Consider the following 23,871-nt stretch of genomic DNA (forward strand, 5'->3'; position numbering starts at 1 on the left):
TAACCATTTCTTCATTCAGATGACGGAATGAAAAAAGAGTAGACCTTTCAGTCCACTCTTAAATAAAGGATTTTTTTCTCTCACATTCTATATATTCTTCTTTTGTTAATTATTGCCTATAACCTTTAACCTCTAATACTTTGCCATTAGTTATATTGCTTTAAAAAAAGGAAGTTGCATTCTTACATGTTATTAGAGCGAGCCTATATTGCTACATACTGATTCGGTGTTTTTGTTCATTCTCTATCTCGGGCTGTATCTCCTTTGTTAGTTGATGACCCTCTATATCTACATTCGGAATGATTTTGTCTAACCACTTTGGTAAATACCAAGCTGCATTCCCCATCAACTTCATAATACTTGGAATGAGTGTCATTCTTACAATAAATGCGTCAAATAATACACCAAAGGAAAGAGCTAATCCATTTGCTTTGATAGAAGCTTCACCAGCAAAGATAAACCCTGCAAAGACGAATATCATGATTAGTCCGGCTGCGGTGACAACAGGTCCACTGTGTTTTAATCCAGCTTGAATCGCTTGTACTGGATTCTTTGTTTTTACATATTCTTCACGCATTCTGCTTACAAGGAATACTTGATAATCCATCGCTAAGCCAAAAAGAATACCAATCGTTAAAATAGGCAAAAACGCGAGTATCGGCCCTTTTTCAGGTATATTGAACAAGTCAATTAAGTTTCCATCCTGTAACACAAATACACAAATCCCAAGAGTTGCTGTCATTGTTAATATGAAACCTGCTACAGCAACAAGAGGTACTAGCAGCGAACGGAATACGATTGTCAGTAATATAAACGCAAAACCAACAATGAGTAAAGCAAATACTGGTATTGCATCATTAAGGCGATCTGAAATATCTATATTCACTGCCGTGGATCCAGTTACGAGCAAATCTACCCCGTTTTGATCTGCTAAACTGCGCACATCTTGTACCAAATCCTTAGTAGCTTTATCGTTTGGACCTGTTGTAGGAACAACCGTAATAATAGCAAAATTGCCTTTTGCATTAGGCATTGCAGGAGTAACACTTGCTACATGGTCTAAATCCTTAATTTCTTTTACTGCATCTGCGAATGCATCAGTCTTATTTTCTGTAACACTTGTGGCATCCGCCACTATCGTTAATTTGCCATTAAATCCTTCTCCAAACCCTTCGGCAAGCAAGTCATAAGCTCGGCGCTCGGGATTATCCTTAGCTTTCATTCCTGCATCAGGTAAACCTAGCTCCAAATGCATAGATGGGATACTAATGACTAGCAAGATGAGAATACTAAATACACTTAGAAGAATAGGGTTCTTTGTGACAAAGCGTCCCCAGAAATTTGTTTCAGCGCTTTGTATTTCTTTTTTCTTGTTTGCTTTCGGAATCATGCGTTTCCCTGCTATTGATAAAACGGCAGGCACTAATGTAATTGAAGCTAATACAGCCATGAGCACACTGAGCCCTGCTGTTAGCCCCATTGCAGACATAAAAGGAATATTAACGACAGTCAATCCGCAAAGTGCGACAATAACTGTGAGCCCGGCAAAAACGACAGCACTCCCAGCTGTTCCCGTAGCTCTCGCAATTGATTCATTTTTTTGTATACCTTCTCCTAAAAACTGGCGGTGTTTCGAAAAAATAAACAAAGCATAATCAATACCAACTGCAAGGCCAATCATTCCGGCTAATGAAAGACTGACGGAGGCAATATCAAACACTTGTGTTCCAATCAAAGTCAGCCCAATGCTTACACCTAAACCTATAAGTGCTGTTAAAATCGGTAAGCCTGCTATTAATAATGAGCCAAATGTAATAGCTAGAACAACAAAAGCCAAGACAATACCGACTATCTCTGATACACCGCCTATCTCCATCTCGGCTCCTGGTATATCTCCGCTTAACTCCGTTTGTAATCCTTCATCATCAGCAATGGACAAACTATCTTTCACATGTTTTATAGAGTAATCTTTTATATCATCTGCTGATGATTTGTATTTGATATCAGCATAAGCTACTGTCCCATCTTTTGCGATCGTTCCTGCATGAAAAGGACTTGCAATCGAATCAATGGTATCGTCTTTATTCATTTCCTTTAATGTATTCTCTATTGCTTCTTTTGCTGATTTTGCAGTAAGTTTCTCCCCATCGTTAGCACCGAATATGACCCGTATGCTCCCTTTATCAGGACCGTGAGGAAATTCTTTATTGATCACCTTCATTGCTTTTTCCGAAGGCGTGTCAGGTATTGACATATCCTCAGAAAAACTAGGTTTTAATATGCCGGCTGCCCCTATCGTTGCAATCAACACAACGATCCACGCACATAGTACTTTAATGCGATGGCGAGCGACCCACCCGCCTAATTTATATAACATTCTTGACATCATAATCTCCTTTCAACACATTGCTTGATAACATTCCCCCTAATTGTAGTTCATAAGGAAATGAAAAAAACGTACATGCGGGCATGTACGTTTGGGCAACTTTTAAATAACCTGTGTTATAAATCTAAAGTTAAAATACCTCTCTGCATGGCAATTGTAACTGCTTCCGTTCTAGAATCCGCTCCCAATTTATTATAAATGGACGTTAGTCTTGACTTCACAGTTCTCTCTGAGATTCCTAAATCAAAGGCTATCGCTTTGCTTTTGAGACCTTTTGCAATCGCCTTTAGAACAACTATTTCCTTTTCCGTTAACTGAGTATCGCTGCTTGGTTTCTTCATTCTTTCAAATTGAACTTCTTGAAAACGTTTAAGAATATCAGGCTGCAGCAGCACTTCTCCTCTTAATGCTGCATCCATTGTATGAAATAGGGTTTCTGAGCTCGTATCCTTCAACAGATATCCTTTCGCCCCTAATTCAATTCCCTCAATCATCAAGTGATCTTCATTATAAGTAGTCAAAATAATAATGGGTATGTTGTGTTTTTCTTTTATTTTTTTAATCGCTTCTAACCCACTCATTTTTGGCATGTATAAATCCATAAGAATGATATCTGGCTTTAATTCATCTGTAAGATGGACCGCCTTTTTTCCATTTTCCGCCTCTCCGATTATTGTGTAGTTATCATTCGTCTCAATTAACAGCTTGAGACCTTCTCTCACAACTAGATGATCATCAACGATTAAAACCTTATTCATCTTCAATCTCTCCCTGATTTGACAAGATTATCTCGATTTGTGTGCCTATTGTTTTTGTACTCTTTATATCGAATTGGCCTTTCATTGCTCTGACGCGTTCTTGTATACCAAGAAGTCCATAATGACCTCTCTTTTTCCTGCCTCTTTCAACATCAAATCCTTTTCCATTGTCTCTGACGGTTAAATGGATGTTTTCTTTCTCATCCCAAACTGATACCCATATGGATTCTGCTTCAGCATGTTTTGCTGCATTTGTAAGACATTCTCCTATGATGTAATAACAATTTTCAGCAGTACGAACATCAGGCAATTGAGTTAATCTGTAGTCTAAAAAACAAGACAGACCTGTTGCATCTTTAAAATGATCCATTTGTAAGGTAATTCTTTCTTTTAAAGAACCGATTTCTTCTGATTTGCTGCGAAGATTGTCAATAGCTGAACGTGCATCAGCTAATGTGCTTTTCACTCTATTCATAGATTGTTGAATGATTTCTTTTGCCCTATCTGTGTTACCTTTCGATATATGAACATTAATAGCATCCAACTGCATATTTAAACTAACCAATCCTTGTGCAAGGGTGTCATGTAAATCCCGAGCCATACGCTGTCTTTCGTTTTGCAACGTCAGCTGTTCTACTTGTTGATGAGCAAGCTCCAGCCTTTCAAGAGTCAGCTGCGCTTTTATTTTTTCATCAACTTGCGCAAAAAATGTTGCAGCATAAGTGATAATGACAACCATGATAGGTACAGCGATAACAAGAAAATGCAAAAACTCGCCTTTGTGAATCTGATATATCGCATTGGCTGATATCAGAAGTAATAGATATACAATGAGGAACGCTCTTCTTCTATCTGCCATTCCTATAATCTGCCCAATCAAAAATGCATAAAGGCCAATGATGACCAGCATTAAGAAGCCCGTCATGACATTAGCAAGTGCATAAGTAATCAAACCTTGCAGTACAAAATATAGAATGACCTTATTCTTAACCCATCGATATGAGTGCCAATGCAGCAGAGTAAAAATAGCGATTAATATTGTAAACACATGAAGCAATAAAATAGACCAGCTCCCAGAAACAAACTGCAGCACGATAGAGGCTATATAGATCATGAGAATAAAAGCTAAGCCTGGTACTCTGAGAGCAAGCATATTTAATGCCCGCCTATCTCGTGAAAAGTAGTTTTTATCAAAAGGTTTTCTTCGAAACATATTGCTTCACTTCCTTTCCTTTGACAGTATAATCACAAAGGATCCACAATAAAAATAGGGACAATCCGGTCATATTTGTCATCTTATCATAAGAGCCGTCAGGCATTTCATTTATCACCCAGCAAGGCAAGAAGGAAAACCCAACAAGATGCGGACTTATCTAGTATGCAAGATGTGCCTCAACGTACATAAGGATATGCCCTTATGTACGTTTTCTATATTCAATTTTAAAATTAAAATATATGGAGAGTGCTTTCATATGAGAGGATTGAAATGTATTGAAACCAATTGATCTCATAATTATAAGCCTACAAAGAAAAGGAATCAGAGCTGAAAAAACATTTGAAAAACGGTCCAAAATCCTCAAAGAAGTAAAGCAGAAGGGCTCTACAAAATGACCCATTAAAGAATAAAGAAACCTTATAGGGAAAAGAGGAACAAGGTATGTATTGGTTTTTTGGTGTTTTATTGTACCTTCTCATCGGTACTTGTATATTCATAGGAGTCATCAAAGACACTCAATCAGGTTCTTGGTTACTACTTGCATTAGCAGCTCCACTCATCATCTTTGGCTATCCTTACTTTTGTTCAAAGCAGCTTCTTTCCAAAAGATAAAGATATATATTGTGATTACAGAGTTATTGAAAACGATTAAAAGGTTTGAACATAATGTTAAAATAACATATCAAACTCAAACACATTTACCTTCAAGAGTGCCATTTTCGTTAGAATAACCAAACAAGTAATTTTGCAGTCCGCACTTTATGAAATAATTATTGATTGGTTCCTTTGGTGAAGAAAGAAAGCATTTGAAAAAGCAAAACGTGAAAACAAGCTGGTTCTGGTCAGCATCAGCTATTCGACTTGTCATTGGTGCCATGTCTATTAAAGTAACCAAATAGACAAGCCAAGGATCGTAGACTACAAATCCCGTGATTTTTTCAAAAGTGACATTAGAGAGAAGAAATTAACCGTAAGTAGTTGGAGGGATGATTGAAGTATGTTAACAAGAGAAGATATCTTTAAACACGTCAAAGAAAAGTACGGTTCATCGCCTGATTATCCGTGGGAGGAATACCCAAACTATGCTTCTTTGAGACATACATCAAACAAAAAATGGTACGGTCTTATCATGAATGTTCTCCCAGAAAAATTAGGCTTGGAAGGACATGGCGAAATAGATATTCTGAATTTAAAATGCCCCCCTGACATAAGTGATGGCTTAAGAAATGGGGAAAATATCTTACCCGGATATCATATGGATAAGGAACATTGGATTTCAATTGTTTTAGAACGGACAGATCCAGAAAGCGAAATCTATAACTTAATCGAACAGAGCTTTCATTTAACCAAGTGAAGATAAAGAGTGTTCCTGCTAATCGAGCTGCAAAGAGTAGTGGGCACTTTCATTTTAGGATATTGTTCTTCACTCTGTCCACAAACGCAACTTAATCCATCTGGTGTGTGAATAGAAGAAGAATTTCTACCAACTTCTTATGTAAAAGGATGAATAGTTATGACAAATAACTTAAAACAGAGAAGAATAATTTTAGATTTAGCAGTTACTCTAGATGGTTTTATTGAAGGGAAAAATGGAGAAGTTGATTGGTGTATTATGGACCCTGATATGGGGTTTACTGATTTCTTAAATCAAATTGATACTATTTTATATGGTAGAAAAAGCTACGATTTATGGGGACAGTATATCCCCAAAAAAGAAGACCCTGATACGGAAAAGGAAATTTGGAAATTGGTTCATAGTAAAAAGAAATATGTTTTTTCCAGAACACAACATGAGATTGATAATCAAGCAATATTTATAAATGATAATATTCTTGAAGAAGTAAATAAATTAAAGAAAAAGCCTGGTAAAGACATCTGGCTATATGGTGGAGCGAGTCTCATTACAACTTTTATAAATTTGGGGCTTGTTGATGAATTTAGATTATCTATTCACCCTGTTGTTTTGGGAGAAGGAAAACCGTTGTTTATTGATTTAAAACAGAGGATAAATTTAAAAATGCTGAATACAAGAACATTTTCCTCTGGCGTTGTGCAAATCGTTTATCATTGGAATGGCTAAAAACCTTTCAGTCCAAAGTATATATTGTTAGGTAACACTCGACAGTAATTTTTCTTATTGAACTAAAGGGGCGTCCATAAATAATGGGTTCCCCTTAATACTATGGAATGATCAACATCAAATTTAACAGAGCTAAAAATATCCATTCTCCTGTAATAAAAGAAAAGAAAACTGAAAAGGACGGTGTCTTCCTTCATTAACATAATTAAACATTATATTATTTTCCTTCTCCCTCTTTTAAGTAAATCGGCTAAGCTTTGTATTTATTTATAATTATTGTGGTAGCCTAAATGTAATTAAAATAAAAGAAAGAAGGTGATCCCATGCCCACTAACAGTAAACCCAATAGATTAATCGCTGTGAAGTCTCCTTATTTACTTCAACATGCTCATAACCCTGTGGACTGGTTCCCTTGGGGAGAAGAAGCATTTGAAAAAGCGAAACGCGAAAACAAGCCTGTTCTCGTACCTATTGGGTATAGCTAACCTTGGCTAATCTAAAGAACATGCCATTGGTGGCATAGGATCTTTTTTATATTAAATGTACACAACAACTTCACCCAAATACAAAAACGAATGGGAACTATATACCAGTTGTTGTTTTTTTATTTACAGTCTAAACAAAGTAAAGGAAGTATTACTTGAATAACTTCTACTCTCCAAAGGGTAGCTAGCCTTCAATTAAACGTTTTAACTTAAGCTCAGTTTCAGTATCCTCAACTGGAGTATAGACGCTGCATCTTAAATCAGTATCCCCATGCACTTGTAATGAAGTAAGATTAAACAACATTTTACCTACCTTAGCATGACGAAACTCAATTAATACTTCAGGAGCAGAGCTTATCTCATTTTCATTCCAAATTTTACGAAACTCAGGATATGCCTGTTCCATTTCTTGTATAAATTGCTCATACCAGTCATCAGCCACATACTGGCCATAATACGTTCTAAATATTGCGATATATCCTCTAACAAAATGCTCCCAATTCACAGCTAAACTTTTAAATTCCTTTCTTGCGAATAGTAAACGTATTATATTCCTTTCTGCCGGGTTGATTTGTTCAAAATCCAAAAATACATTAGCTGCTGCTTGATTCCACCCAACAATCTGACTTCTTCTATCTGATATAATCGTTGGGCAATAACGAAGTTCCTGCAACATTTTTACTAAAGCCGGACTGATTTCCTTCTCCTTCTCATTTATAAAGGGTTGTTTCACTCCTTCCTCTAACGCTAGAGCATACAAATATCTCCTTTCATCGTTATTTAATTGTAATGCTCGCGAAATAGCATCTAATACCGAAGTAGATACTTTTATATCTCTGCCTTGTTCTAACCATGTATACCAAGTAAGACTTACACCGGCTAGTTGAGCCACTTCTTCTCTTCTTAGTCCTGGTGTTCTTCTGCGGGTTCCTACAGGTAAACCAACCATTTGGGGAGTGATTTTCGAACGTTGGTTCTTTAGAAATTCTGATAAAGCTTGAAGTCTTGTTTCAGGTTTCATTAAAATCTCCCTTTAAAATAGTATTAATTATACTAGGATAAACAACAACTTGTAATAGGATAACACAATAGCTAAAGTTAATAAAAACGAGGAGGGAATGATCATGAAAAGAGTTGTCATTACTGGAATGGGAGTTATTTCTCCACTAGGAAATGATGTAAACAGCTTTTGGAATCAACTAGTTAAAGGACACTCGGGAATATCTCTCATTGATTCTTTTGATACTGCTGATTATAAAACAAAGATAGCTGGAATCGTTCGTGATTTCGATGCAGATGATATATTGGGGAGAAAAGAAGCAAAACGATTAGATCGTTTTAGTCAGTTTGCCTTAGCAGCAGCCGAACAAGCATTAGAACATTCACAATTACAGTTAGATCATGTTGATCTTGAACGTTTAGGGGTATATGTTGGTTCAGGAATCGGAGGCATACAATCACTTGTTGATAATGTGAATGTATTAAATAAACGAGGTCCCGCGAGAGTAAGCCCCAGCCTTGTACCAATGATGATTTCAAATGCAGCTGCGGCCCAAATAAGCATAAGATTAGGAGCACAAGGACCATCATTATCACCAGTCACAGCCTGTTCAATCGGGAATACCTCTATTGGTGAAGCTTTCAATGCTATCCAAAATGATGAAGCAGATATTATATTTGCCGGTGGAGCAGAAGCTGCAATCACACAGATATCTTTGGCTAGTTTTGGAAACGCCCATGCACTATCTACAAGAAACCAAAATCCAAGTCGAGCCAGCCGTCCGTTCGATACAGATAGAGATGGCTTTGTTATGAGTGAAGGCGCAGGTATCTTAGTATTAGAATCATTAGAAAACGCTATTCTCAGAGATGCGCCGATATTATGTGAAGTAGTGGGGTACGGAGCTAGTTCAGATGCTCATCATATGGTAGCATCACACCCAGAAGGTAAGGGTGCCTACTTAGCCATGAAAAAGGCATTGAGAAGTGCAAATATATCAACAGGTGAAATTGATGTTATTAGTGCTCATGCAACAAGTACACAAGTAGGTGATCGTTCAGAAGTTCTAGCTATTAAGAAATTATTTGGGGAACATTCACGTGACATTCCAACAACTGCAAACAAGTCAATGACTGGGCACATGCTTGGTGCTGCTGGCGGAGTAGAAGCAATTGCTTTAGTGGAAAGTTTGAGACGAGGAATTATTCCACCAACTATTAATGTAGAGAAGCAAGATCCAGATTGCGACTTAGATGTTGTATCAGAAGCGAGACACCTTCCATTGAAATATGGGCTATCAAATTCTTTTGGTTTCGGAGGACATAATTCAGCAATCGTGTTAAAGCATTACGATTGAAGACCCATCTTTATAGGTCAAAAGTGAAATAATGAATCTATCAAGGGTTTATAACCCTTGATTTTCATTATGAAATACCTCACAGACAAATGATGACGGGCCTCAGCTATCTGGTATATTAAATAGAGGAAAGAGAATACTTAAAAAAACATTTAGAAAGAAGGTGATCCCATGCCCACTAACAATAAACCCAATAGATTAATCGCTGAGAAGTCCCCATATTTACTTCAACATGCTCATAACCCTGTAAACTGGTACCCCTGGGGAGAAGAAGCCTTCGAAAAAGCAAAACGGGAAAACAAGCCAGTTCTGGTCAGCATCGGTTATTCGACATGCCATTGGTGCCACGTCATGGCTCATGAAAGCTTCGAGGACGAGGAAATTGCCCGCCTTCTTAACGAACGTTTTGTTGCGATTAAGGTGGATCGGGAAGAGCGCCCTGATGTCGATTCTGTTTATATGAGAATCTGCCAGCTGATGACCGGACAGGGCGGCTGGCCACTGAATGTGTTTATCACGCCTGATCAGAAGCCGTTTTACGCGGGTACATATTTTCCGAAGACGAGTAAATATAATCGTCCGGGTTTTGTTGACGTGCTTGAGCATCTTTCAGAAACGTTTGCGAACGATCGTGAGCATGTCGAGGATATTGCAGAAAACGCTGCTAACCATTTACAGACAAAAACAGCAGCTAAAACAAGCGAGGGGTTGAGCGAATCAGCGATCCACCGGACATTCCAGCAGCTTGCCAATGGTATCGATACAATCTACGGCGGCTTCGGACAGGCGCCGAAATTTCCTATGCCTCATATGCTCATGTATTTTCTTCGTTATTATCACACGACGGGGCAGGAAAACGCTTTGTACAACGTCACGAAAACACTGGACAGCATGGCAAATGGAGGCATCTATGACCATATCGGCTATGGGTTTGCCCGCTATTCGACCGATGATGAGTGGCTCGTCCCTCACTTTGAAAAAATGCTGTATGACAATGCGCTGCTGCTGACAGCTTATACTGAAGCTTATCAAGTCACGCAAAACAGCCGGTACAAAGACATTTGTGAGCAGATTATTACGTTCATTCAACGGGAAATGACCCATGAAGACGGAAGCTTTTTCTCTGCTTTAGACGCGGATACAGAAGGCGAAGAAGGAAAGTACTACGTGTGGTCAAAAGAAGAGATCTTGAAGACGCTCGGAGAGGATCTCGGCACGCTGTATTGCAGCGTGTATGACATCACAGAAAAAGGCAACTTTGAGGGCAAAAACATTCCCAACCTCATTCATACCAAGCGGGAACAAATCAAAGCAGATGGCGGATTAACCGAAGAAGAGCTCAGCCGCAAGCTTGAAGATGCAAGACTAAAGCTGTTAAAGACACGTGAAGAAAGAACGTATCCGCATGTCGATGATAAGGTGCTGACGTCATGGAACGCCCTGATGATTGCGGGTCTTGCTAAAGCGGCAAAGGTATTCCAGGAACCCCAATACCTCAGCTTGGCTGAAGACGCTATCACCTTTATTGAAAACAATGTAATCATCGACGGCCGGGTGATGGTTCGGTATCGTGACGGCGAAGTGAAAAACAAAGGATTTATCGACGATTATGCCTTTCTCTTATGGGCTTATCTCGACCTCTATGAAGCCTCGTTTGATCTATCATATTTAGAAAAAGCGAAGAAGCTGTCAGACGATATGATCGATTTGTTTTGGGACGAGGAGCATGGGGGATTCTACTTTACCGGACATGATGCAGAAGCATTAATTGTCAGAGAAAAAGAAGTGTACGATGGCGCCATGCCTTCAGGAAACAGCGTGGCAGCCGTTCAGCTCCTGCGCCTCGGACAAGCCACAGGCGATTTGTCGCTGATTGAAAAAGCCGAAACGATGTTTTCCGTGTTCAAGCCTGAAATTGAAGCATACCCGAGCGGCCACTCTTTCTTTATGCAAAGTGTGTTAAAACATATGACGCCTAAAAAGGAAATTGTGATTTTCGGGCGCCCGGACGATCCAGACAGAAAACAGATCACAAGCGCGCTTCAAAAGGCCTTTAATCCAAACGATTCCATCCTGGTGGCAGAACATCCCGACCAGTGCAAAGGCATTGTGCCATTCGCGGCTGAGTATCACATCATAGACGATCAAACAACCGTGTATGTTTGTGAAAATTTTGCCTGCCAGCAGCCGACAACAGACATCGAAGAAGCCTTACAAACATTAAAAAGCAGCAGGGATTAAACACCTTGCTGCTTTCTTTTTGATCTCTTATGGTATTGTACAACGATAAATGCAAATAAAAGATTAATGACAACCGTAAAGAAAGTCTCCCACATCGGATTTCCCCGTGTGATGGCAAATAATGAAGGAATATCTCCATATACACTGTTTTTTTCAGTAATAAAAAGACATAAAAACATATTATTCGCGGCATGCACACCAAGTGAAATCTCAAGGCTGCCTGTTTTGACCGTATAATATGTTAAAAGAATCCCAATCGTTACATACTCAATGCCTGCCCAAAAAACGCCATTATTCATTTCAGGATTGCCAAAGTGTACAGCCCCAAATAGACCGCCGACAATCAGCGTCAATACAAAAGGATTCTTTATTACTTTTCCAAAAGCCTGCAATAAAAATCCCCTAAAAAACAGTTCTTCCGCAGAAGTCTGGAGCGGCACCAATAACAGAGATGCCACAAGCAGCCACAGAAAACGAGAGGCGTCAAAATCCTGAAAAGTGTATTTCGCCGGATGAATCGCATAATCAATCCCTTGAACCACAGCCATCAGCAAGAAATAAGCGATAAAGCCAAAGAAAATGCTGCGCCAGCTGATTTTTGCATGCGGTGTAATGACTGACCGAAACGGACGTTTCAGGATAAAGCGCACCGCCAGCCAAACCCCTGGGATTGCAAATACATAAACGATATGAGTTAAAAACAAATCAGCCAAAGAATCGGTTAACATACCTGTATCCACATCAAACGCGATATTTGGACTTAAAAGTGCAGTCAATAGCATCATAAAGACATAAACAATGCTTCCAAAAAAGAATAAGCCAACCATCACCAAAAAGGAGAAAAAATATCTCCACAATGTATTGTTTCCTTCTAGAGGACGGATAAATGAATTCATTCCTTTTATGACTCTTCCTTTCCATGAGAATATTACTATACATTTGCATAATTTGGTCTATTAATCTACTGTTTTGGAAATCTTTTAAGCAAAATTAAGGCGAAAAGTGTGAATTTAGTTCTTCCATCTAGTGATTTGAACACTGTTCCCAATGATTCCAGGTACTTATAATAATGCCAAGAGGAGAATGTTCAGTCTTTCTCCCTCTATTAATAAAGGGGGTATTTTATGAATACGGGCGTCAAACCGAAACATACACATCCTTTTTCAAACGCGGCAAACCGTTTAGACCGCCTCCCGATTTCACGTGTCCACTTCCAAGTATTAACCGCTCTCGGCATTGTTTACTTCTTTGATCTTGCGGATTTATTTACCCTCAGCAATGTAGCGCCGGCGCTGATCGAGCATTGGGGCATCCAGCTTTCAACCATAGCCAATGTAACGGCTGCTTCGTTTCTAGGCATGTTTTTGGGAGCATCACTTGGGGGACGGCTTTCAGATCGAATCGGCCGAAAAAAAGCCTTGAATCTATTTGTCTTCGTTTTTTCAATCGCATCGCTATGTAACGCCGCGGCTTGGGACATCCCATCCTTAATGGCGTTTCGTTTCCTCACTGGATTTGGCGTCGCAGCTGCCATGGTCATCACCAATAGCTATTTAGCAGAATTTTTCCCTTCAAGTGTTCGCGGAAAATATATTTCTTTCTGTGCCATGATCGGATTGATCGGCGTTCCGATCACCAATATCGTATCAGCCTTTGTCATTCCGCTCGGCTCTTGGGGATGGAGACTTGTCTTTGTATGGGGCGCTGTTGGTCTTATTTATTTTTTCTTTATTCGGCGGCTGGAGGAATCACCCCGCTGGCATGAAAATCGCGGTGAATATGAAAAGGCCGATGCCATCCTGAAAAGGATTGAAGCAAGCGTTGAAAAAGAAAAAGGCCCGCTTCCTGCTCCGGTGCCGCAGACCGCAAGCGGACAAGTACAACATGCGGGTTACGCAGGATTGTTAAAGGGGAGAAACCTGAAAATAACCATTGTGTTATCCGCGGTATGGATTTTCGAAACCTTTGGATTCTATGGCTTTGCCTCTTGGGTCCCCAGCCTGCTAAAAAGCAACGGGGTCACAATGGAAAATACATTATGGTATAACGTATTGCACTCGGTCGGCGCTCCGCTCGGCGCGTTGCTGGGTTCAATGATTTCCGAAAAATTCCAGAGAAAATGGATATTGGCCGCCAGTGCGTTTCTGACTGCCATCGCAGGTCTTTTATATGGCATGACCTTCATTCCCATCATGATTATCGTGTTTGGTTTCATCGTTAATATTACGGAGCGGGTTTTCACATCAAACTTATATGCGTATACATCTGAGCCTTTCCCAACAGAGTATCGCTCGTCAGGCAGCGGTTTAGCCTATGGTCTCGGCCGCTTCTCGAACATCTTCGGATCATTGCTCGTCGGTTTTATCGCCGTTCAGCTCGGCTATGTCAGTGTCTTTTTCTTTATAGGCGGCTGCTGGCTCGCATGCTCCATTTTGTTAATCTGCTTTGGTCCCAATACGAATGCCAAGCAGATATAAAAAGTCAGTGCGGCGTTTAACCGCACTGATTTCAATTCAATTCCTTCAGCTTTCTCGCAGGGTTTCCTCCTACAACCGTATTCGCAGGCACATCCTTTGTCACTACGGAACCCGAAGCAATCACCGCGTTATCGCCGATCGTCACTCCCGGGTTTATCACTGCCCGCCCGCCAATCCAAACATTATCCCCAATTGTAACAGGCTTACCGAATTCCTTCCCCGACTTCCTAACAAGCGGGTCGAGAGGGTGACCAGCCGTGTAGATATGCACCCCTGGAGCAATCAAACAATCACATCCTATACGAACTTCACAAACATCAAGAATGACACAGTCAAAATTAACAAATGTACGATCCCCCATATGAATGTGATAGCCGTAATCACAGCGGAATGTCGGCAAAATGATGACTTGATCACCGATCGAACCAAGCAGATTTTTCAAAAGCTCCGTTCGCGCTGACTCGTCTTCTGGTGATTCGTTATATTGTTTAATCAGATTTCTCGCATGTTTACGCTCTAGTGATAATTCACGGTCTTCCGAGTTGTATAATTCTCCGGCTGCCATTTTTTCTTTTTCTGTCAGCATTCAATTCACTCCAAGATGTTAAATTGTAATCTCTATTAGATTTCCTTCCTCATCTTCAATTACACTTTCATAGTAGCCGTCCCCTGTCGTCCTTGGACCGCTTACTACAGCGAATCCGTCCTGCTTTAACCTTTCTGTCAGTTCATCAACATTCTTTTTGCTTCCAGTCGAAAAAGCGATATGCGCCCAGCCGGTCATCGTTTGTGACGGCTGATCAGTCACATCTCCTTTTTTCATGATTTCCAGCCTTGCTCCGGAATCAAACGTCATAAAATACGACTTAAAATCTTTCTTCTCATTATGATAAAGAGAATTGGCTTTGCCATTAAAATACGTTTCATAAAAAGCCTTCATTCGCTCTAAATCTCTGACCCAGATGGCCGTGTGCTCAATATGCATGTCTTCCTCCTCCTTTGTCTTTCAATGAAGTTATAAGGGATGAAATGCATTTCAGTTCAAGCTTTTTTTCATGAATTGATGCTGAATTTTTATATCTATGGGATGTTCCTGCAAAAATAACGAAAATGCTGCGGTGCCCAGCTGCTCAAGATTCAGGTCAAGCGATGGGAAACAGAGGGCACGGCTGATAGAGGAATGTCCTTCTCCAAGGATCTCAACATCCCAGTCTTTCTTTTTGGCAAATACATAAATTCCCGCTGCCACTTCATCACTGTTTGCATAAATAGCTGTTGGAACCCGGCCGCTTGTATAGAAATACGCACCCGCCTGCTCTCCGTCGTCCATATGATTGCAGCCGGTCAGCATATGGCGGTCCTCCAGGCTGCCATAGACGGCCTGATAAGCCGCTGCTTTATCCGCCGTACTCGGACTCTTGTCGGCGCTTCTCACGCAAGTAAAAGCGATATTCTCATGTCCGCGATTCTTTAGATATCGAAAGCTTTCTATGTAGGCTGCTTTTCTGTCATTGTAAGCGCAAGGAATATCCATGTCTCCAGTATCTTCACAAGCGATAATCGGTCCATATTCTTGATAGGCTATTATACTGTCCCAGTGATTGGCTCGTGATGTAATAATGAGGCCATCTATTTTTTTCATTCTTAACAGCTCTAAATATTTGATTTCAATGTCGGGGTTATAGTTGGTAGGGAGGAGGGTTGTTGCATATTCATGTCTAAATGCCGCCTTTGTGATGCCGTTTACGATTTTATCAAAGCAAGGGTGATCGCTGTAAGGCAGGATTACACCGATGGTTTGAGTCTTGCCGCGAATGAGATCGATCGCAGTTCGATTCGGTGTGTAGTCTAATTCCTCCATGACTTGATGCACCAGCTTCCTTTTTTCTTCAGACACATACGGATGATGATTCAGTACGCGTGACACAGTCGAAACAGATACATTCGCCAGCCTTGCAATCTCTTTTATGTTTGCCATCTCTTTCTCCTTTTTCATCATAAAAAAGCAGTAAGGATCAATCCTTACTGCTATCACATCATATATTGATCGTAAGTTCAACAGGACAATGGTCGGAGCCCAAGACTTGTGCTGATATCTTGGCATCTTCAATCTGCCCCTTAAGCCGCTCAGAAACAACAAAGTAATCCAGACGCCAGCCAATATTTCTGTCCCGGGCCCCCGCACGATACGACCACCAGGAATATGCACCTTCCAGATCAGGGTATAAATAACGGAATGAGTCGATAAAGCCGGCTTCCAAGAAACGAGTGAATGCTCCTCTTTCTTGATCAGAAAAACCCGCGTTATTCCGGTTTGCTTTTGGATTCTTCAAATCAATTTCCTGATGAGCCACATTTAAATCACCGCACAGGATAACGGGTTTTTTCTTGTCCAATTCGAGAATAAACGCTAATAAAGCCTCTTCCCACTGCAAACGGTAATCGATGCGTTCCAGTCCTCTTTTTGCATTAGGCGTGTAAACGGTCATCACATACATGTTTTCAAATTCCAGCGTAATCACTCTGCCCTCTTGATCATGCTCTTCTATTCCAATGCCATACATGACGTTCAGCGGCTTTTGTTTTGAAAAAACAGCCGTGCCGGAATATCCTTTTTTCTCTGCATAGTTCCAATATACGTGGTAGCCTTCTGGCTCAAGATCCACTTGGCCGTCCTGAATCTTTGTCTCCTGCAGACATACAATATCGGCATCCTCGTCTTTCAAGTAAGAGAGGAAATCCATTTTTCTCATGACAGCCCGCAGGCCATTCACATTCCAAGAAATGAGCTTCATTTTTTATCCCCCTATAAAAAAGAGCAAGAACCCGAAGGTCCTTGCTCTTTACGTATCAGCTTACTCACCAGTTACGTATGGAAGTAAAGCCATTTGACGAGCGCGTTTGATCGCTGCAGTCAATTTACGTTGGTATTTAGCGTTTGTTCCAGTTACACGACGTGGTAAAATTTTACCGCGCTCAGAAACAAACTTTCTAAGAAGATCTACATCTTTGTAGTCGATGTGCGTGATACCGTTAGAAGTGAAATAACACACTTTACGGCGCTTCGCACGACCGCCTCTGCGTCCTCCTGCCATTGTCATTTCCCTCCTTTCTTTGTCAATTTAGCGATATTCTCATTAGAATGGAAGATCATCATCCGAGATGTCAATCGGCTTGCCGTCGTTGGCAAATGGGTCATCATTAAAGCTGTTCCCCTGATTGCGTCTCTGGTTGTTTTGATTTCCCCCGAATGGATTATCATTTTGGCCTCCGCCAAAGTACTGGCCTCCGCCGCTGTTTCCTTCGTTGTATCCACCTGAACCAGAACCGCCGCCGCTTTTCGGCTCAAGAAATTGAACACTTTCAGCTTGGACCTCGGTCACGAAGACACGCTGCCCTTGCTGGTTTTCATAGTTTCTTGTTTGTAAACGGCCATCTACGCCTGCAAGGCTTCCTTTTTTCAGGAAGTTTGCAACGTTTTCGGCTTGTCTTCTCCAAGTGACACAATTAATGAAATCGGCCTCACGTTCTCCAGACTGGTTCGTAAATGTACGATTCACAGCAAGAGTAAACGTGGCAACAGCCGCACCGTTTGGCGTATAACGAAGCTCTGGGTCTTTTGTCAGTCTTCCGACTAATACAACTCGGTTAAGCATAAGAAAGACCACCTTTTACCATTATATTTCAAAATTGCTTATTCTTCTTCTTTAACAACAATGTGGCGAATGATATCGTCACTGATCTTAGCTAGACGGTCAAATTCTTGAACTGCCGCAGCATCAGCTTGAACGTTTACGATTTGGTAGAAACCGTCGCGGAAATCGTTGATTTCGTAAGCAAGACGACGTTTACCCCAATCCTTTGTTCCAGTGATCTCCGCACCGTTAGAAGTCAGAACGTTGCTGAAACGCTCGATAACTGCTTTTTTAGACTCATCGTCAATGTTTGGGCGGATAATGTACATAACTTCGTACTTTCTCATCTGTTTGCACCTCCTTTTGGACTAAGCGGCCCGTAATGGGCAAGGAGCAATAATTCTATTACTCACAATTTTATATTATACCAAAGCTCTTGTCCCTTTACAACTGCATCCTATACATTAAATCGGAAATGAATTACATCTCCGTCTTTTACCACGTAATCTTTACCTTCAAGACGGACTTTTCCGGCTTCCTTCGCTCCTGCCATGCCGCCGCCCGCAAGAAGATCCTCATAAGCAACCGTTTCAGCGCGAATGAAGCCGCGCTCAAAGTCACTATGAATAATTCCAGCGCATTCAGGGGCCTTCATGCCTTTTTTGAATGTCCAAGCTCTGACTTCCTGTTCACCAGCTGTGAAATATGTTGCCAGCCCAAGCAGGGAGTAAGATGCTTTAATCAGCTGATCAAGACCTGATTCTTCAATACCCAGCTCTTCAAGGAACATTTGCTTTTCATCGCCTTCAAGCTCAGCGATTTCGGATTCAATCTTCGCACAAACGACGATGACTTCTGCGTTTTCACCGGCAGCGTATTCACGAATCTTCGCAACATATTCATTGCCAGACGGATCAGCCACTTCCTCTTCACTTACGTTCGCAACATACAAAATAGGCTTTGACGTCAGCAAATGAAGCTGCTTTACAAGCTTTTGCTGCTCTTCAGTAAACTCAACAGAACGAGCAGGCTTTTCATTCTCAAACGCTTCTTTCAATTTAGACAAAATGTCAAACTCAAACACAGCCTCTTTATCTTTTTGCTTTGCAAGCTTGCTGACACGTGTAATCCGCTTCTCGACTGTTTCCATATCAGCGAGAATCAGCTCAAGATTGATCGTTTCGATATCATCAATCGGATCAACTTTACCGGAAACGTGTGTAATATTATCATCAGAAAAAGCACGGACAACGTGGCAGATCGCGTCAACTTGGCGAATATGAGAAAGGAATTTGTTACCGAGACCTTCTCCTTTTGACGCACCTTTTACGATTCCTGCAATATCAGTGAATTCAAAAGCAGTCGGCACAGTCTTCTTTGGTTGGACAAGCTCAGTCAGCTTTTGCAGACGATCGTCCGGTACTTCTACAATTCCCACGTTCGGATCAATTGTACAGAACGGGTAGTTGGCTGATTCGGCACCGGCCTGTGTAATTGCGTTAAATAATGTTGATTTCCCGACGTTCGGCAAACCGACAATTCCAGCTGTTAAAGCCATTCTTTCATCTCCTCTATATAAAACCGTCATTGCATTAACGTATTTTGAACCTAGAGCAATTATAAGGAGGTTCACTGGAAAAGACAAGCTGACAAAAAAGCATCTTCAGCCTGCTGAACCCTCTCATTATGCTTTTTTCAAGCCCACTAAACAGTCAAAAAGCGTACTTCCCATTCCATTATCAGAATTTGTATCATTTGTCAGCGTATTGACGGAGCCGCCAAAAGCCGCCCACATGCCTTCATCTATATTTATCGTCTTCGGATGAGCCTGTTTCATCACTTTAACTTTGCCATTCAAACGGCCCCGATCATTGAAAATGACAACCTCGTCTCCATCCTGAAGATTCTGCTCAGCCGCTATGTCTGAAGAAATATCGACGTGTATGTGCTGAAGCTTCTCGATGAACGGAATATGCTGTGAATGATTAGAGCGCTGCGGATGAATAGACAAAAGCGTGTATGGGTATTTTTCGGCAAGTTCTTCGTTATGGTAAACAGACTCCTCAGGCACTTCCAATTGAAGTGCACCGCTAAATCCTTTTTCTTCAGCTAAAGACGAGGTAAACTCAAATTTTCCGCTTGGCGTCAGAAATTTAAAGTCATCCCAAGGCACCTGTTTAACCGGAAGCGGGAGATGGCCTTTTTCTTTTAGGCGCTCAAGCGTTACACCGTCTGCCTCCAATGAAGAAAGCCCCATCTTCAGAAGTTCTTCAGTACTGTGTTCAAAAAGCTCTCCAAACCCAAGGCGTTTTGCAAGCTCTGCCCATATCCATCTGTCCGGCTTCGCTTCGCCCTGCGGTTCCAACAGCTTCTTCCCATACTGAACATAATGATGGTACATACTAGAATAGTAAATATCTTCTTCTTCAAAAACAGTGGCAGTCGGCAAAACATAGTCGCACAGCTGTGCCGTATCGGTCATGATGGAATCAATCGCTACGGTCACCGGAACCTTTTCAAATGCTTTTCTTACTTTATTTGTGTTTGGCACCTGAGTCAGCGGGTTCCCGCATGTCACGATAATCATCTCGATCGCAGGATCAGCAGCGGTTAATACCTCTTCAGCCTGTGTCATCATTGAAAAAGAACGTGATGTCGTTTTTAATTCCGGCAGTGTCAGCTTGGTTTTTGCAAAGCTTTCACCAACCTGGACATTGCCAAAATTTGCGCCGCCGCCTTTAATACCAACGTTTCCGCTTGCCGCAACAAGCGCATCAATCCAGCGAATCGTCCCGCCGCCATTTTTGTACCGCTGCATACCAAGCCCCATAAAAGTAGACACAGGGCCATCGGCATACAGACCAGCAAGAAACTCCAGCTCTTCCATCGTTGTCTCTGTTTTCTCAGTAAATTCTTCTAAAGAAACGGTACTCAAAAGCTCTTTTACATCATCAAACCCGACAGAATGCTGAGAAATAAAATCCTCATCCGTTCTTCCCGTCTCGATCAGAACCTTCAAAACAGCCGCGGCAAGCCAGCCATCCATTCCCGGCTTTACAGAAATATAACGGTCGGCCAGTTTTGCAGTCGGATTAAAAATCGGATCAATCACCGTCAGTGTTGCGCCCTTTTTCTTTACCTGCTGCAAATGGTGATAAAGGTGCATATTTGTCCTTGATACATTTCTGCCCCACACAACGACGTGTTTGCTGTTGTAAATATCAAGCGGCCCGTGCCCATACGACCGGCCGAAATCCCAGCTTTGCGCCTCTATACCAGAGCCCCAGCAAATGCTTCCGACAATCTCTGTCACACCGCCATACGCATTAAAAAAACGCTGATCTAGCGCTTTTAACAAACCGTTATTGGCGTAATCATGGCTGTGCAAAACTGCTGTTGTTTCTGACGTCTCCTTAATGTCCCGAAGTTTATCGGCAATTTCATCAAGAGCCTGCTTCCAGGAAATCCGCACAAACTCGCCATTTTGTTTCTTCATCGGATAGCGAAGCCGATCAGGCGAGTTTGTTTTCGTCTCTAGCATTCTGCCGCGGCCGCAGATTTTTCCTTCTGTAATCGGATGGGTTGGATCTCCGTCCACTTTTGTTACCTTTCCGTCATCAACAGTCACCACAAAACCGCAGCTGTCCCAGCAATTCAGAGGGCATGCTGACTGATGCACTTTGCTCATCGCCGTCTTCTCCTTACCTTCTATATGAAAAAGCATGAGTGTCAGCCTTTTTATGAAGTAGGCTCCTCATGCTTGACCAGTACTTTTTTTACTTTTCTTTCAAATTCTTTTCTCGGAATCATCACACTGTGAGAGCAACCCTCACACTTAATCCGAATATCCATTCCCATACGTATGATTTTCCATCTGTTTGCTCCGCATGGGTGCGGTTTCTTCATTTCTACAATATCTTTCAGGCCAAAGTCTTTATCCGCCAAGACCCTTCACCTCTCTTCATAAACTGCTGAATCTATTGTACAAAAAAACTGATCATTAGAGCAATCATCATACCCAAAAAGAAGAACATCCTCTTATTTCCATTTACTTAAAATAGGGTATAACAGCAAACAAACTAATAGATAGAGATTCAGCATTCCATAAATGGGATACAGAAAAGCGATTAAATCTGAAAAACCGAAAGAAGTAAAAGGCACCATCAACACTAACAGAATCAATACAATCATCCATCTCGGCATGTGAAGAAATGCCATGAGCCGACTGGACAATCCGAATAAACCAGCCACTGTCGTCGTATATATCGCAAGGCACAGCACCGCAGTCATACATAAAAAAAGAAAATAAGGGGCGCCTTCCAGAACGGCAAACAGCGGAATTTCAAATTGAGAAAGGGAGCCCGCCAGCTCCACTAATGTTTCATTATAAACAAAAGAGATCACGCCAAAAATAAGACCGCTGGCCACACTGGCGATTTTAGCTTCCCCCAGCCCTTTCATTTCTTTCCCGACAGATGATAGTATCGCGACCACCGAAAGAATATTTAAAGAAGTAAACGTAATGCTGGCAGGCCAGTTATACTGCCGGCTCAAATCTATCGTCCACGTATGGTGATGAGTGCTCTGAAATGAAAATAACGCGTACAGCAGACCCGCTACTAAAATAGGAATTAAAATGGCATTCACAGATAAAATCCCATTCACATCCCAAAAAAACAAACAAACCGTCACGATGCACAGCAGCGCAATCCCCCACCAAAAAGGGAGCTTGTACATCTGCAGTGTCACTCCGCCTCCTGCGATCATCACCATGGTTGTAGAAAATAAATAAAAGACAATCAGAATATCATAAATTTTCGCCAGCCACGGTCCCATTAAATGTTCAAGAACCGGCAGAAAGTGAGTGGATTGAACCTTAAAACTGATTTTCATCACAATATAAGACGAGAAAATGAACATTACTGTAAACAGCACAATAGCCAGTCCGCTTTCTGCGCCAAAAAACTGCCATATCTCCTGACCGCTTGCATATCCGGCGCCGATCAGACTGCCCAATATAAGGAGCATCCACCTCATTCCGGCTCTCCACAACATTATCACCTCATAGGTACAGAGTTCAGTTTGTTTCCGTTATTGTTACTATATAAAACGCTAATAACAAAAATGCCTATTTTCATAGAAAAACAAAAAATAATGACTGGAGTGAAATTATCATACAAAATACACATAAAAAAAGACCACCTAAACAGGCAGTCAAAACACAGAATTCCATTCTCCACTTTCTTCACCAAGCTATCCTGATACTTCCTAAAATAAATGTTCGACGGGCTCAATGCCAAAAATTCAAAAATTCCGGTATTAAAAGTCAATTTCAATCCTTCGATCATTGTAAACTTCATTAGGCGTTCCGTATTCACATGATTGCTTCATTACCAGAACCAAATTAGACAGCAGACCAAATCTTGCGTCATCTGAAGCGCTGCGACACAATACTTGTAAACAACCTCTATCATCTCCTCTCTGTATTCAAAAATCCGTAAACAGACACAAAGCATAAAAAACCTAACTGCTGGATATAATGTAAACAACCTTACATACCAAAAAAACACATCCCTAGCAATTCCGATACCTAACAAGGAAGTGAAACCTATGAATCGAAAAGGCGGGCTTTTTTCTTCTCAGGAACGAGTAAAGCAATATGTTTCACATACAGATACAGCTGCAGCAAAACAAATACAAACGATTCTTTCTTCATCCTTACGTAAAGCTGCCGGCAGACCAATTGTTGTGGTTTGTATCGGAACAGACCGTTCAACTGGTGACTCATTAGGCCCGCTCGTAGGAATGAAACTCAAACAGATGCAGCTCACCAGATTCCACGTCTACGGCACCCTGTCTGATCCCGTGCATGCTGTAAACATGAAGGATAAATTAATGGAAATTCAAAAATTACATAAAAACCCATTTATTATAGCGGTGGATGCATGCTTAGGGCGTGTGAAAAGCGTAGGTTCATTCCAAATCGGAGAGGGTCCTTTAAAGCCTGGGGCCGGTGTACAGAAGGATCTTCCTGAGGTAGGAGATCTCCATGTGAACGGAATTGTAAATGTGAGCGGCTTCATGGAGTACTTTGTTTTACAAAATACAAGGCTTCACTTGGTCATGAGTATGGCAAATGTTCTTGCTGAAGGACTAAGTTTAACAGATCGAACAGAGTGGAGGCAGGAACGGCTTAGTCCGCTGCAAAGACTCACAGGACGATTATAAAACAAAAA

At 41.3% G+C, this 23,871-nt stretch carries 24 protein-coding genes and 1 pseudogene; 9 read left to right on the plus strand and 16 right to left on the minus strand.

Going from position 1 to position 23,871, the window contains the following annotated elements:
- Window positions 1–211: 211 nt before the first annotated feature.
- From NSU16_RS20380 to NSU16_RS20390, 3 genes are all read right to left on the minus strand, one after another.
- Window positions 212–2,386 carry an MMPL family transporter gene (locus tag NSU16_RS20380; RefSeq protein WP_339192731.1) on the minus strand — a complete coding sequence of 725 codons (2,175 nt, stop codon included), beginning with the start codon at window positions 2,384–2,386 and terminating at the stop codon, window positions 212–214.
- Window positions 2,387–2,502: 116 nt separating this feature from the next.
- Entirely contained in the window at window positions 2,503–3,144 is a 642-nt protein-coding gene (locus NSU16_RS20385; protein ID WP_268504155.1) for a response regulator transcription factor, read from the minus strand.
- Window positions 3,137–4,357, minus strand: a complete 1,221-nt coding sequence (locus NSU16_RS20390; protein WP_339191834.1) for a sensor histidine kinase — start codon at window positions 4,355–4,357, stop codon at window positions 3,137–3,139. The genes NSU16_RS20385 and NSU16_RS20390 overlap by 8 nt, the downstream gene beginning before the upstream one ends.
- A 444-nt stretch (window positions 4,358–4,801) precedes the next feature.
- Here NSU16_RS20390 and NSU16_RS20395 point away from each other — a divergent pair, with 444 nt between their 5' ends.
- The 5 genes and pseudogenes from NSU16_RS20395 to NSU16_RS20415 all read left to right on the plus strand — a co-directional run bounded on the left by NSU16_RS20395 (window position 4,802) and on the right by NSU16_RS20415 (window position 6,925).
- Window positions 4,802–4,972, plus strand: a complete 171-nt coding sequence (locus NSU16_RS20395) for a hypothetical protein (protein WP_081720807.1) — start codon at window positions 4,802–4,804, stop codon at window positions 4,970–4,972.
- Window positions 4,973–5,132: 160 nt separating this feature from the next.
- Window positions 5,133–5,240 (plus strand): annotated as a pseudogene (locus NSU16_RS20400) (DUF255 domain-containing protein); the annotation flags it as partial.
- Between the two features lie 117 nt (window positions 5,241–5,357).
- Window positions 5,358–5,714, plus strand: coding sequence for an MmcQ/YjbR family DNA-binding protein (locus NSU16_RS20405; protein WP_010332635.1), 357 nt, complete (start codon window positions 5,358–5,360; stop codon window positions 5,712–5,714).
- A 159-nt stretch (window positions 5,715–5,873) separates the two neighbouring features.
- The gene (locus NSU16_RS20410; protein ID WP_268471999.1) at window positions 5,874–6,440 is read left to right on the plus strand and encodes a dihydrofolate reductase family protein; all 567 of its coding nucleotides are present in this window, start codon (window positions 5,874–5,876) and stop codon (window positions 6,438–6,440) included.
- A gap of 323 nt (window positions 6,441–6,763) precedes the next feature.
- Complete coding sequence (locus tag NSU16_RS20415) at window positions 6,764–6,925, plus strand: DUF255 domain-containing protein (RefSeq protein WP_339191835.1); 162 nt, start codon at window positions 6,764–6,766, stop codon at window positions 6,923–6,925.
- Between the two features lie 184 nt (window positions 6,926–7,109).
- Here the strand turns inward: NSU16_RS20415 and NSU16_RS20420 are convergent, their stop codons facing one another.
- Window positions 7,110–7,946, minus strand: coding sequence for a helix-turn-helix transcriptional regulator (locus tag NSU16_RS20420; protein ID WP_010332646.1), 837 nt, complete (start codon window positions 7,944–7,946; stop codon window positions 7,110–7,112).
- A gap of 103 nt (window positions 7,947–8,049) precedes the next feature.
- On the opposite strand from NSU16_RS20420, the gene fabF reads away from it, so the two are divergent.
- Together fabF and NSU16_RS20430 are read left to right on the plus strand one after the other, a co-directional pair.
- Window positions 8,050–9,282, plus strand: a complete 1,233-nt coding sequence (fabF, locus tag NSU16_RS20425) for a beta-ketoacyl-ACP synthase II (protein WP_339191836.1) — start codon at window positions 8,050–8,052, stop codon at window positions 9,280–9,282.
- A gap of 171 nt (window positions 9,283–9,453) precedes the next feature.
- Entirely contained in the window at window positions 9,454–11,523 is a 2,070-nt protein-coding gene (locus NSU16_RS20430) for a thioredoxin domain-containing protein (RefSeq protein ID WP_339191837.1), read from the plus strand.
- Here the strand turns inward: NSU16_RS20430 and NSU16_RS20435 are convergent.
- Window positions 11,520–12,419, minus strand: coding sequence for a type II CAAX endopeptidase family protein (locus NSU16_RS20435; RefSeq protein ID WP_339191838.1), 900 nt, complete (start codon window positions 12,417–12,419; stop codon window positions 11,520–11,522). The genes NSU16_RS20430 and NSU16_RS20435 overlap by 4 nt on opposite strands.
- 228 nt (window positions 12,420–12,647) lie before the next feature.
- On the opposite strand from NSU16_RS20435, the gene NSU16_RS20440 reads away from it, so the two are divergent.
- A complete protein-coding gene (locus tag NSU16_RS20440; protein WP_326330133.1) occupies window positions 12,648–14,000 on the plus strand; it encodes an MFS transporter in 1,353 nt (450 codons plus the stop codon).
- Between the two features lie 31 nt (window positions 14,001–14,031).
- Here NSU16_RS20440 and NSU16_RS20445 read toward each other — a convergent pair whose 3' ends face one another.
- The 11 genes from NSU16_RS20445 to NSU16_RS20495 form a co-directional block, all read right to left on the minus strand.
- Window positions 14,032–14,586 (minus strand): maltose acetyltransferase domain-containing protein, encoded by a 555-nt coding sequence (locus NSU16_RS20445; RefSeq protein WP_339191839.1) that lies wholly within the window; start codon window positions 14,584–14,586, stop codon window positions 14,032–14,034.
- An 18-nt stretch (window positions 14,587–14,604) separates the two neighbouring features.
- Window positions 14,605–14,985: a VOC family protein gene (locus NSU16_RS20450; RefSeq protein WP_326218755.1), complete on the minus strand. Its 381-nt coding sequence runs from the start codon at window positions 14,983–14,985 to the stop codon at window positions 14,605–14,607.
- A 51-nt stretch (window positions 14,986–15,036) separates the two neighbouring features.
- Window positions 15,037–15,978: a LacI family DNA-binding transcriptional regulator gene (locus NSU16_RS20455; RefSeq protein ID WP_339191842.1), complete on the minus strand. Its 942-nt coding sequence runs from the start codon at window positions 15,976–15,978 to the stop codon at window positions 15,037–15,039.
- Between the two features lie 58 nt (window positions 15,979–16,036).
- A complete protein-coding gene (gene xth, locus NSU16_RS20460; protein WP_010332655.1) occupies window positions 16,037–16,795 on the minus strand; it encodes an exodeoxyribonuclease III in 759 nt (252 codons plus the stop codon).
- A 60-nt stretch (window positions 16,796–16,855) separates the two neighbouring features.
- Window positions 16,856–17,095: a 30S ribosomal protein S18 gene (gene rpsR, locus NSU16_RS20465; protein WP_010332656.1), complete on the minus strand. Its 240-nt coding sequence runs from the start codon at window positions 17,093–17,095 to the stop codon at window positions 16,856–16,858.
- Between the two features lie 42 nt (window positions 17,096–17,137).
- Window positions 17,138–17,656 carry a single-stranded DNA-binding protein SsbA gene (gene ssbA, locus NSU16_RS20470; protein WP_010332657.1) on the minus strand — a complete coding sequence of 173 codons (519 nt, stop codon included), beginning with the start codon at window positions 17,654–17,656 and terminating at the stop codon, window positions 17,138–17,140.
- A gap of 38 nt (window positions 17,657–17,694) precedes the next feature.
- Complete coding sequence (rpsF, locus tag NSU16_RS20475; RefSeq protein WP_010332658.1) at window positions 17,695–17,982, minus strand: 30S ribosomal protein S6; 288 nt, start codon at window positions 17,980–17,982, stop codon at window positions 17,695–17,697.
- 110 nt (window positions 17,983–18,092) lie between these two features.
- A complete protein-coding gene (gene ychF / locus NSU16_RS20480; protein WP_326130499.1) occupies window positions 18,093–19,193 on the minus strand; it encodes a redox-regulated ATPase YchF in 1,101 nt (366 codons plus the stop codon).
- Window positions 19,194–19,319: 126 nt separating this feature from the next.
- Window positions 19,320–21,323, minus strand: a complete 2,004-nt coding sequence (locus NSU16_RS20485) for a molybdopterin-dependent oxidoreductase (RefSeq protein ID WP_339191843.1) — start codon at window positions 21,321–21,323, stop codon at window positions 19,320–19,322.
- Between the two features lie 50 nt (window positions 21,324–21,373).
- Window positions 21,374–21,580, minus strand: coding sequence for a DUF951 domain-containing protein (locus NSU16_RS20490; protein WP_010332661.1), 207 nt, complete (start codon window positions 21,578–21,580; stop codon window positions 21,374–21,376).
- Window positions 21,581–21,673: 93 nt separating this feature from the next.
- Window positions 21,674–22,690 carry a membrane protein gene (locus NSU16_RS20495; protein ID WP_032731139.1) on the minus strand — a complete coding sequence of 339 codons (1,017 nt, stop codon included), beginning with the start codon at window positions 22,688–22,690 and terminating at the stop codon, window positions 21,674–21,676.
- Between the two features lie 555 nt (window positions 22,691–23,245).
- Here NSU16_RS20495 and yyaC point away from each other — a divergent pair.
- Window positions 23,246–23,863 carry a spore protease YyaC gene (yyaC, locus tag NSU16_RS20500; RefSeq protein WP_268504137.1) on the plus strand — a complete coding sequence of 206 codons (618 nt, stop codon included), beginning with the start codon at window positions 23,246–23,248 and terminating at the stop codon, window positions 23,861–23,863.
- The last annotated feature ends 8 nt before the right edge of the window (window positions 23,864–23,871 follow it).

The organism is Bacillus sp. FSL K6-1003, assembly GCF_037964945.1.
Lineage (GTDB): Bacteria > Bacillota > Bacilli > Bacillales > Bacillaceae > Bacillus > Bacillus mojavensis.

What these genes read in the sequence shown, in the direction of transcription:
- NSU16_RS20380 (WP_339192731.1), bottom strand. Translation starts at nt 2,386, where the DNA reads ATGTCAAGAATGTTATATAAATTAGGCGGGTGGGTCGCTCGCCATCGC.
- NSU16_RS20385 (WP_268504155.1), bottom strand. Translation starts at nt 3,144, where the DNA reads ATGAATAAGGTTTTAATCGTTGATGATCATCTAGTTGTGAGAGAAGGT.
- NSU16_RS20390 (WP_339191834.1), bottom strand. Translation starts at nt 4,357, where the DNA reads ATGTTTCGAAGAAAACCTTTTGATAAAAACTACTTTTCACGAGATAGG.
- NSU16_RS20395 (WP_081720807.1), top strand. Translation starts at nt 4,802, where the DNA reads ATGTATTGGTTTTTTGGTGTTTTATTGTACCTTCTCATCGGTACTTGT.
- NSU16_RS20405 (WP_010332635.1), top strand. Translation starts at nt 5,358, where the DNA reads ATGTTAACAAGAGAAGATATCTTTAAACACGTCAAAGAAAAGTACGGT.
- NSU16_RS20410 (WP_268471999.1), top strand. Translation starts at nt 5,874, where the DNA reads ATGACAAATAACTTAAAACAGAGAAGAATAATTTTAGATTTAGCAGTT.
- NSU16_RS20415 (WP_339191835.1), top strand. Translation starts at nt 6,764, where the DNA reads ATGCCCACTAACAGTAAACCCAATAGATTAATCGCTGTGAAGTCTCCT.
- NSU16_RS20420 (WP_010332646.1), bottom strand. Translation starts at nt 7,946, where the DNA reads ATGAAACCTGAAACAAGACTTCAAGCTTTATCAGAATTTCTAAAGAAC.
- fabF (WP_339191836.1), top strand. Translation starts at nt 8,050, where the DNA reads ATGAAAAGAGTTGTCATTACTGGAATGGGAGTTATTTCTCCACTAGGA.
- NSU16_RS20430 (WP_339191837.1), top strand. Translation starts at nt 9,454, where the DNA reads ATGCCCACTAACAATAAACCCAATAGATTAATCGCTGAGAAGTCCCCA.
- NSU16_RS20435 (WP_339191838.1), bottom strand. Translation starts at nt 12,419, where the DNA reads ATGAATTCATTTATCCGTCCTCTAGAAGGAAACAATACATTGTGGAGA.
- NSU16_RS20440 (WP_326330133.1), top strand. Translation starts at nt 12,648, where the DNA reads ATGAATACGGGCGTCAAACCGAAACATACACATCCTTTTTCAAACGCG.
- NSU16_RS20445 (WP_339191839.1), bottom strand. Translation starts at nt 14,586, where the DNA reads ATGCTGACAGAAAAAGAAAAAATGGCAGCCGGAGAATTATACAACTCG.
- NSU16_RS20450 (WP_326218755.1), bottom strand. Translation starts at nt 14,985, where the DNA reads ATGCATATTGAGCACACGGCCATCTGGGTCAGAGATTTAGAGCGAATG.
- NSU16_RS20455 (WP_339191842.1), bottom strand. Translation starts at nt 15,978, where the DNA reads ATGGCAAACATAAAAGAGATTGCAAGGCTGGCGAATGTATCTGTTTCG.
- xth (WP_010332655.1), bottom strand. Translation starts at nt 16,795, where the DNA reads ATGAAGCTCATTTCTTGGAATGTGAATGGCCTGCGGGCTGTCATGAGA.
- rpsR (WP_010332656.1), bottom strand. Translation starts at nt 17,095, where the DNA reads ATGGCAGGAGGACGCAGAGGCGGTCGTGCGAAGCGCCGTAAAGTGTGT.
- ssbA (WP_010332657.1), bottom strand. Translation starts at nt 17,656, where the DNA reads ATGCTTAACCGAGTTGTATTAGTCGGAAGACTGACAAAAGACCCAGAG.
- rpsF (WP_010332658.1), bottom strand. Translation starts at nt 17,982, where the DNA reads ATGAGAAAGTACGAAGTTATGTACATTATCCGCCCAAACATTGACGAT.
- ychF (WP_326130499.1), bottom strand. Translation starts at nt 19,193, where the DNA reads ATGGCTTTAACAGCTGGAATTGTCGGTTTGCCGAACGTCGGGAAATCA.
- NSU16_RS20485 (WP_339191843.1), bottom strand. Translation starts at nt 21,323, where the DNA reads ATGAGCAAAGTGCATCAGTCAGCATGCCCTCTGAATTGCTGGGACAGC.
- NSU16_RS20495 (WP_032731139.1), bottom strand. Translation starts at nt 22,690, where the DNA reads ATGTTGTGGAGAGCCGGAATGAGGTGGATGCTCCTTATATTGGGCAGT.
- yyaC (WP_268504137.1), top strand. Translation starts at nt 23,246, where the DNA reads ATGAATCGAAAAGGCGGGCTTTTTTCTTCTCAGGAACGAGTAAAGCAA.